This is a genomic window from Stenotrophomonas sp. HMWF023, from assembly GCF_003060985.1.
GTDB lineage: Bacteria > Pseudomonadota > Gammaproteobacteria > Xanthomonadales > Xanthomonadaceae > Stenotrophomonas > Stenotrophomonas lactitubi.
Genome location: NZ_QAIJ01000253.1, coordinates 6,515 through 12,855, shown reverse-complemented (window position 1 = coordinate 12,855; position 6,341 = coordinate 6,515). Strand labels below are relative to the sequence as shown.

8 protein-coding genes and 2 tRNA genes are annotated in these 6,341 nt (G+C 65.4%); 2 read left to right on the top strand and 8 right to left on the bottom strand.

Annotated features, from left to right (window positions below):
• Both DBR20_RS14130 and DBR20_RS14125 read right to left on the bottom strand, forming a co-directional pair.
• Nucleotides 1-811, bottom strand: an 811-nt coding sequence (locus tag DBR20_RS14130; RefSeq protein WP_108266622.1) for an AraC family transcriptional regulator, incomplete at its 3' end; no start/stop codon positions are given.
• Nucleotides 812-905: 94 nt separating this feature from the next.
• On the bottom strand, nt 906-1,421 hold the full coding sequence (locus tag DBR20_RS14125; RefSeq protein ID WP_108266612.1) for an ATP-binding protein: 516 nt from the start codon (nt 1,419-1,421) through the stop codon (nt 906-908).
• A 260-nt stretch (nt 1,422-1,681) separates the two neighbouring features.
• On the opposite strand from DBR20_RS14125, the gene DBR20_RS14120 reads away from it, so the two are divergent.
• Nucleotides 1,682-2,764 carry an alpha/beta hydrolase gene (locus DBR20_RS14120; RefSeq protein WP_108266611.1) on the top strand — a complete coding sequence of 361 codons (1,083 nt, stop codon included), beginning with the start codon at nt 1,682-1,684 and terminating at the stop codon, nt 2,762-2,764.
• 13 nt (nt 2,765-2,777) lie between these two features.
• Here the strand turns inward: DBR20_RS14120 and DBR20_RS14115 are convergent, their stop codons facing one another.
• A complete protein-coding gene (locus tag DBR20_RS14115; protein WP_089240177.1) occupies nt 2,778-3,047 on the bottom strand; it encodes a hypothetical protein in 270 nt (89 codons plus the stop codon).
• 132 nt (nt 3,048-3,179) lie between these two features.
• A complete protein-coding gene (locus DBR20_RS14110) occupies nt 3,180-3,884 on the bottom strand; it encodes a winged helix-turn-helix domain-containing protein (RefSeq protein WP_108266610.1) in 705 nt (234 codons plus the stop codon).
• A 176-nt stretch (nt 3,885-4,060) separates the two neighbouring features.
• Between DBR20_RS14110 and DBR20_RS14105 the strand changes: the two genes are divergently transcribed.
• The gene (locus tag DBR20_RS14105) at nt 4,061-4,630 is read left to right on the top strand and encodes a flavin reductase (protein ID WP_108266621.1); all 570 of its coding nucleotides are present in this window, start codon (nt 4,061-4,063) and stop codon (nt 4,628-4,630) included.
• Between the two features lie 9 nt (nt 4,631-4,639).
• Here DBR20_RS14105 and DBR20_RS14100 read toward each other — a convergent pair whose 3' ends face one another.
• The 4 genes from DBR20_RS14100 to DBR20_RS14085 all read right to left on the bottom strand — a co-directional run bounded on the left by DBR20_RS14100 (nt 4,640) and on the right by DBR20_RS14085 (nt 6,191).
• A complete protein-coding gene (locus DBR20_RS14100) occupies nt 4,640-5,185 on the bottom strand; it encodes a DUF4124 domain-containing protein (RefSeq protein ID WP_258223367.1) in 546 nt (181 codons plus the stop codon).
• 91 nt (nt 5,186-5,276) lie between these two features.
• On the bottom strand, nt 5,277-5,846 hold the full coding sequence (locus DBR20_RS14095) for a DUF998 domain-containing protein (RefSeq protein WP_108266609.1): 570 nt from the start codon (nt 5,844-5,846) through the stop codon (nt 5,277-5,279).
• 129 nt (nt 5,847-5,975) lie between these two features.
• Nucleotides 5,976-6,049, bottom strand: a tRNA-Cys gene (locus DBR20_RS14090).
• Nucleotides 6,050-6,115: 66 nt separating this feature from the next.
• Nucleotides 6,116-6,191: transfer RNA gene (locus tag DBR20_RS14085), tRNA-Gly, on the bottom strand.
• Between the last annotated feature and the right edge of the window lie 150 nt (nt 6,192-6,341).

Genomic DNA, 6,341 nt, shown 5'->3' with positions numbered 1-6,341 from the left:
GCCCCCGCCACTGCCGTGGCGACTGCCCGGTGTGCGCCTTGAACGCCCGCGACAACGCCGCCTCGCTGCCATAGCCGACCTCGTCGGCGATCCGTTTCAACGGTCGGCCCTGGCGCAACGCCTGCTGCGCCAGGCCGACCCGCCACCCCTGCAGATAGTGCCCGGGGGTGGTTCCCATGGCCTCGCGGAAACTGGCAGCGAACACGCTGCGTGACATACCTGCAACGTCAGCCAGATCCTCCAGTGTCCAGGCCTGGGCCGGTGCCTCATGCATCGCCACCAGCGCCAACCGCAGGCGTGGGTGGCCGAGCCCGGCGAACAGGCCGCCGCGCATCTCGCCCCCCTCCATCAGCTGCCGCAGCACCTGGATCATCACCACCTCGAACAGGCGGTTGACCATCACCGCTCGACCGCAGCGTTGCTCGAATGCCTCCTCGAACAGCAGCTCCAGGGCGGCATGGCCGCCGTACAGATCGGCCAAGGGCAGGCAGATGAAATCGGGCAGCGCCGCACTGATCGGGTTGAGCCTGCCGCCCTCGAAGTGAAGGTTGGCGCAGGCCATGTCGGCGCCGTGCTGGGGATCGGTATGGAAGCGGTGCGGCATCGGGCGCGGATACAGCAGCAGGCTGGGAACATCGACCTGCACCGTCTGCCCGCCATGGCTGACCTGCAATGGACCGCGCCGCACCAGATGCAGTTGGCCGGTCTCGCCCTCTCCTTCGAGGCTGTTGATCCCACACAGCGCGCCGGCATGGAACACCGAGGCGGTGACCGCGAAGCGTTCGAGCAGGATGGCGAGACGATCGGCCATGACGGGACTCCAGATCAAACTAAAGAAGGCGGATACGCCAGATCGTATCGGATTCAAGACCTACCGGCACGGCGGCTCAAGCAGGAACAAGGGCTCATCCTCCGGGTAGGTGGATCACTTCGAATCCCTCTCCCTCGGCAGGAGCAACGAAATGGCGGGTAATCCGCTCGAACTCGGCCTCCGTGGCCTGGAATGGATGCGCGCCAGCAGCATTGCGCGCGTGCAGCCTCGCCTTGCAGACCTCATCAGGGACGTCCAGGAAGTGCAGCCGATGCGCCGCGCCGGCGCGAACGAATATCTGCCGCGCCCATGCGCGGCTGGCGGGGGTATTGGAGGGAAAGTCGAGCACTACCGACACCCCCGCCTGCAGCAGGCAGCAGACGTGGTCGGCAAGAATGCCGCGCAATGCCGCCGCGTTCCGCAGGTAGTCGGCCACGGACGTGATCTGGCCGGGATAGAGTGCCGCCAGCCAGGTGTCTTCGCAGATCAGCGCAGTCCGCGGCTGCATCGACAACTGCCGGGACAGCGTGGATTTGCCTGCTCCGATCTTGCCGCATACCAGGTGCAGGGTGGCCGGGTAATCGTGCGTACTGGCGGGAAGTCGCTGCATGTGCCATCTCCGAGGGCGAAGGAACGTCGATCGCCCGGGAGCGGTGGCAGCCCGCCCTCCCGGGCGGGTTGCATGGCTGGAACAGCCGCGCGCTAACCCGCCTTCCCGTGGGGAATTCGGATAATCGCCGGAATGCGCTGGGTCACCATTCCCCCAGACTAGCGTCAGATCAGGCGCCTGGGCAAGCCACTGATGCGGTGCAGCGCGCCCCTTGCACCATCCAGCCCTATCCTCGCCACACGCCTGCAAGGAAGGTCACGATGCGTCCACGTTTTCGACTCGCCCTGGCCGTGGCCCTGCTGCTGCCACACACCCTGCTGTCCGCCGCGCCCGCAGGCCCGCCGCGCACCTCCAGCGGCGAGCTGCAGGGCGCACGCTGGCGCCTGGATGTGCCCACCGGCTGGAACGGTGAACTGGTGATGCTTGCGCATGGCTACGAGCCGGTTGGCGCGCCGCGGCAATCGCCGATGCCGGCCAACGACAGCACCGCCGGCCTGCTTGCAGCTGGTTACGCCGTTGCGCAGAGCGCCTATGCCAGCCAGGGCTGGGCAGTGGCAGATGCAATCGACGACATGGAACGCCTGCGCGTGCACGCCCTGTCCGAATTGAAGGACGTACGCCGCACCTGGATCCTCGGCTTTTCAATGGGCGGTGCGGTTGCCATCGCCACCCTCGAACGCCTGCCGCAGCACTACAGCGGCGGCGTGTCGCTGTGCGGCGCCAACCTGCCCGGCGAGCAGTTGGCCAACGACCTGCTGACCACACTGGTGGCGTTCGATTATTTCTTCCCCGAAGCCGAGGGGCTGCCCCGCCAGGGCCTGGTATCGGCAGACGCTGCGGCGCTATCGCAGATGGCGCTCTATCAAGGCATCGCTGCCGCGCTTCAGAGCCGGCCGGCCGTCGCCGCGCAACTGGCCACACGGCTGCAGGTAAGCGCCGAGGCATTGCCGGGCACGATCAGCCTGCACGCGATGATCCTGCACGAACTGGCTACGCGCGCCGGCGGCATGCCGGTCGGCAATCTGAGGACTGTCTACCGCGGATTCGGCGACGACAAGGCGTTCAATGCGGGCGTGCAGCGGCACGCGCCGGTCGCGCTGGCACAGCGATATGTGCGCGGGAAGCTGACATTGACCGGCGCGGTCAAGCGGCCGCTGGTGATCCAGTTCAACAACAATGACCCGAGCATCGTGCCGCGCATGCAGGCGGTGTATCCGCAACTGGCAGAGCGCGCAGGCGCAACGCCATCGCCGCGCGTACTGCCTGCGGTTGGCGAAGGCCACTGTGGCTTTGTGGATTCGCAGGTGGTCGAGGCGCTGAAGGCAGCGGCGGCTCCCCTCTGAGCAGCCGAACGGATCAGTGGCCCAGCGTACCCATGGTGAAGGTATACCCGGAGCGCATGAGGAAATCGCGCATGCGCAGCTCGGCGCGGCGCGGCGACGGAAGATCCGGCGGGCCATACAGCGCATAGACCACACCAGCGCCCTCGATGCGTTCCCGGCGCACATCACAATGACGGCTCTCCGAGGCGAGGACCCAACCGTCCTTCAGTTGATCGGGGCCGATGGACTGCCCGTTCTTCAGCCGGAATGTAAGCCAGCGCACATCTGCGGTGGATCTGCTCATTGCCCGCCAGCTGCATCGTGCATGCAGCCCCTCATGTCCTTGCCTGCCATTGCTGCTCCCGAAGACCAGAACTCGACCATACCCCGTCGCCATGTCGTGGGCGGCTGAGACTGACAGGGGGCGTGGCGGGTCTCAGGCACCCACGTCGAAGAGCCTGCGGAACGCCGCCTGCCCGGCTGGTGTGAGCCGCAGTTCCCGACGCCCCTCGAGGCGACGCAGCCAGCGGTTCTGCAGGAAACTCTCCAGCATGGCTTCGCCGACCATGCCGGCCATGTGCGGGCGACGCTCGGTGCAGTCCAGGCAGCCACGGCAATAGCGCTCGGGCTTCACCTGCGGTGATCGTTCGATCAGTTCTGCCAGCGGCTCGCCCACGGCGCGCAGGACAGCGGCGCCATCAGCCGTCATCTGCCAATGGCCTGCAGCCGCGGTGATCGCTCCGATGCCCAGCAGGTGATCGGAGATGGCGACAGCGTACTCACCCGCCAAGTGTCGATAGCAGCTGCGTGCCCGACGGAAGCCGGCATCGACCCGGACGGTTCGCGGAGAGAGCGGTGGCAGTTGATCGCTGAAACGCAGGATGCCTTCCAGCATGTCGGCGACCTCAGTCGAGGCGAGCCGGTGATAGCGGTGACGCCCCTGCACCGCCACGACCAGGATGCCGCCATCGAGCAACCGCCGCAGATGACTGCTTGCCGTCTGCGGCGAGATGCCAGCCACACCGGCCAGCTCGGTGGCTGCGCGCGCGCGGCCATCCATCAACGTCAACAGCATGGCCGCACGTGCGTGGTCGCCGACCAATGTGCCGACATTGATGAAAGAGCGGGAGGTCTGGGCCATCGCCGCATTGTGGCACGACCCCTGTCCTGCATCATTCGACCTGGATCGAAGCTTCCGCGCCTTTGCACAGGGCACAGTGATCGCCCGCAACCAACGGTTCAAGCATGCCACCGAAAGACCTCCAACGCCGCTGTATCACTCCCTCTGTGCTCTATCCGGGAACGCCGGTGGTGCTGATGACCACGCTGAATGAAGACGGCAGTGCGAACATCAGCCCGCTTTCGTCATTCTGGGCGTTGGGCGACCGCGTGGTGCTCGGCATCGGCGAACAGGGTCAAGGCTGCAGCAATCTTCTGGCACGCGGCGAATGCGTACTGAACTTCGCAGATGCCACGCAGGCGACGCAGGTTGAAGCCATCGCCCGCGCCACCGCTCGCACCCCTGTGCCGGATTCGAAACGTGATATGGGCTACGTGCATGTGCGTGACAAGTTCGCACTGGGCGGCTTCACCCGCGTCGACTCGGTGCAGGTGGCACCACCGGCGATCGCCGAATGCCCGCTGCAGGTGGAGGTCGCGCTGCTTGCCTCGCATCGACCCAGCGGAACGCAGGATCAGGGCTTCATGATCGTCGAAGGACGGATCTGCCGGGTGCATGCACACGAGACGATCACCATTGCAGGTACCCAGCACATCGACGTGCAGCGCTGGGCACCGCTGATCTACCTGTTCCGCCACTATGTGGGCACCACCATTCCGGTGGCGCGCAACTTCCGTGCTGACGCTCCTTCGCAGCTGACTGCATGACAGCTGCGATCAGGAAGAAGACGCTGGCGCGTTCGAGTACTTCTCGTGCACCTCTTTTTCGCGGTCGCGACGCGCGCTCGAACAACGCTCGCGCGCTGTCGACATCTGGCTGTCGGCCGAGGTCCGTTCCGAGCTCAACGACTGCTGCAGACTGGAAATCTGCGCGCGGATGCCAGATTCGCTGGTGGCACCGGCCAGATTGCTGCTGGCAGCAGCCAGTTGCCGGTTCAGATCGGCCACCTGCCGATTGACCGCCTGGCTGCGCGATTCGAACGGGCCATAGATGCGCGACTGCTCGCTCTGCAGACAGTTGCGCTCGGCAATGCCGGCGTCATTCATTTCGGTAGTGCGGTAGACCGCGGTGCGGTTGGCAAGCTCGCCAACCGATTCCAATGCGGCGCGGTTGGAGCGCAGCTTCATCGGCTCCGAGCCTGCGGCACAGGGGTTCTGCGAGTAGGTGGTTTCACCGGACGCACCCTTGCACTTGTAGACCTGCGCCGATGCCAGCGGCGCGACCAGCAGCAACGCCAGCGCGATGCCAGGTTTCATGTTCATGCCAAGACCTCCTGTCCCGGGCCCTGCGGCCCGTTTGGCCATACGCTACGACTGATCGTGTGTCCGGGCAAATGCCATCACGCCCGGCGAATCAGCGCCGGAATGAACGCAGCTCCAGCGCCGCCAGGGTGTACCAGCCGAACGCCGGCAGCAGCGCAAGGCGCTGGGTGAGGCCGCGATAGGGCTCCGGATCGAAGCCGGACATCATCAGCCACAGATAGGCCATGCCCAGCAGCGAGCTGGCGCGCGCAAACCATGCCATCCGCGTTGACGCCTGTGGGCCCAGCTCTGCGAGGAACAGCAGCGGGGTCAGGATCGAGAAGATGCCGATGCCATAGAGGCCATGCAGCGGGCTGCCCGTGGTGAAGACGCCATTGCTGACCATGGACACCCCGAACAGGGTGGAGGTGAGCACAGTGAGCGCGAAACGACGGCCGTGGGCGAGCAACGCGAGGCTGAAGAGGATGATGGCCGAGCCACTGACCATCGGGCCGACCTGCACCGCCTTGGCCGGCAGCCCCGGCATCAGGCCCAGCTCGCTGAGGTGCTGCGAGACCGGGTGGTAGCCGGGCACGGTGAATGCAAAAGCGATCAGCGCCAGCATGGCGCCGAGGGGAACATACACGGCCTGCTGGATCGCCAGGTTTCGCACTGCGGTCACCACTGCTGAAGAGGAGAGCGGCGACGTTAGCAGCCGGCCCTGCCGGGTCGCATGTGCATTTTGGTACAGCCTGCCGGCGCCGGATTGCGCGCAAAGAAAAAGCCCTGACCGGAGTCAGGGCTTTTCAATTGGAGGCCTCAAGCGGAATCGAACCGCTGTAAACGGATTTGCAATCCGGTGCATAGCCACTCTGCCATGAGGCCAACGTACTGCGATCAGGAACGACGCCCCTGACATGACAAAACCCCGCGATGGGGCCTGTCGGAACATGGAGCGGGAAACGAGACTCGAACTCGCGACCTCAACCTTGGCAAGGTTGCGCTCTACCAACTGAGCTATTCCCGCATAAGCCGTCATGGTACCGGAAGCCCGGGACACACACCAGCCATTTCACAACAGTTTTCACTTTTCTGACTGCGCGCAAAGCCTTGTGGCTCAACGTGCCCCGCCTTGCCGTGGCGGGAGAAAAACAAGGCCCCAACCGGGGCCCTGTGC

Excerpts from the sequence above, each read along its gene's own strand:
- DBR20_RS14110 (WP_108266610.1), bottom strand. The coding sequence starts at position 3,884 with ATGGCCCAGACCTCCCGCTCTTTCATCAATGTCGGCACATTGGTCGGC.
- DBR20_RS14125 (WP_108266612.1), bottom strand. The coding sequence starts at position 1,421 with ATGCAGCGACTTCCCGCCAGTACGCACGATTACCCGGCCACCCTGCAC.
- DBR20_RS14120 (WP_108266611.1), top strand. The coding sequence starts at position 1,682 with ATGCGTCCACGTTTTCGACTCGCCCTGGCCGTGGCCCTGCTGCTGCCA.
- DBR20_RS14105 (WP_108266621.1), top strand. The coding sequence starts at position 4,061 with ATGACCACGCTGAATGAAGACGGCAGTGCGAACATCAGCCCGCTTTCG.
- DBR20_RS14100 (WP_258223367.1), bottom strand. The coding sequence starts at position 5,185 with ATGAACATGAAACCTGGCATCGCGCTGGCGTTGCTGCTGGTCGCGCCG.
- DBR20_RS14115 (WP_089240177.1), bottom strand. The coding sequence starts at position 3,047 with ATGAGCAGATCCACCGCAGATGTGCGCTGGCTTACATTCCGGCTGAAG.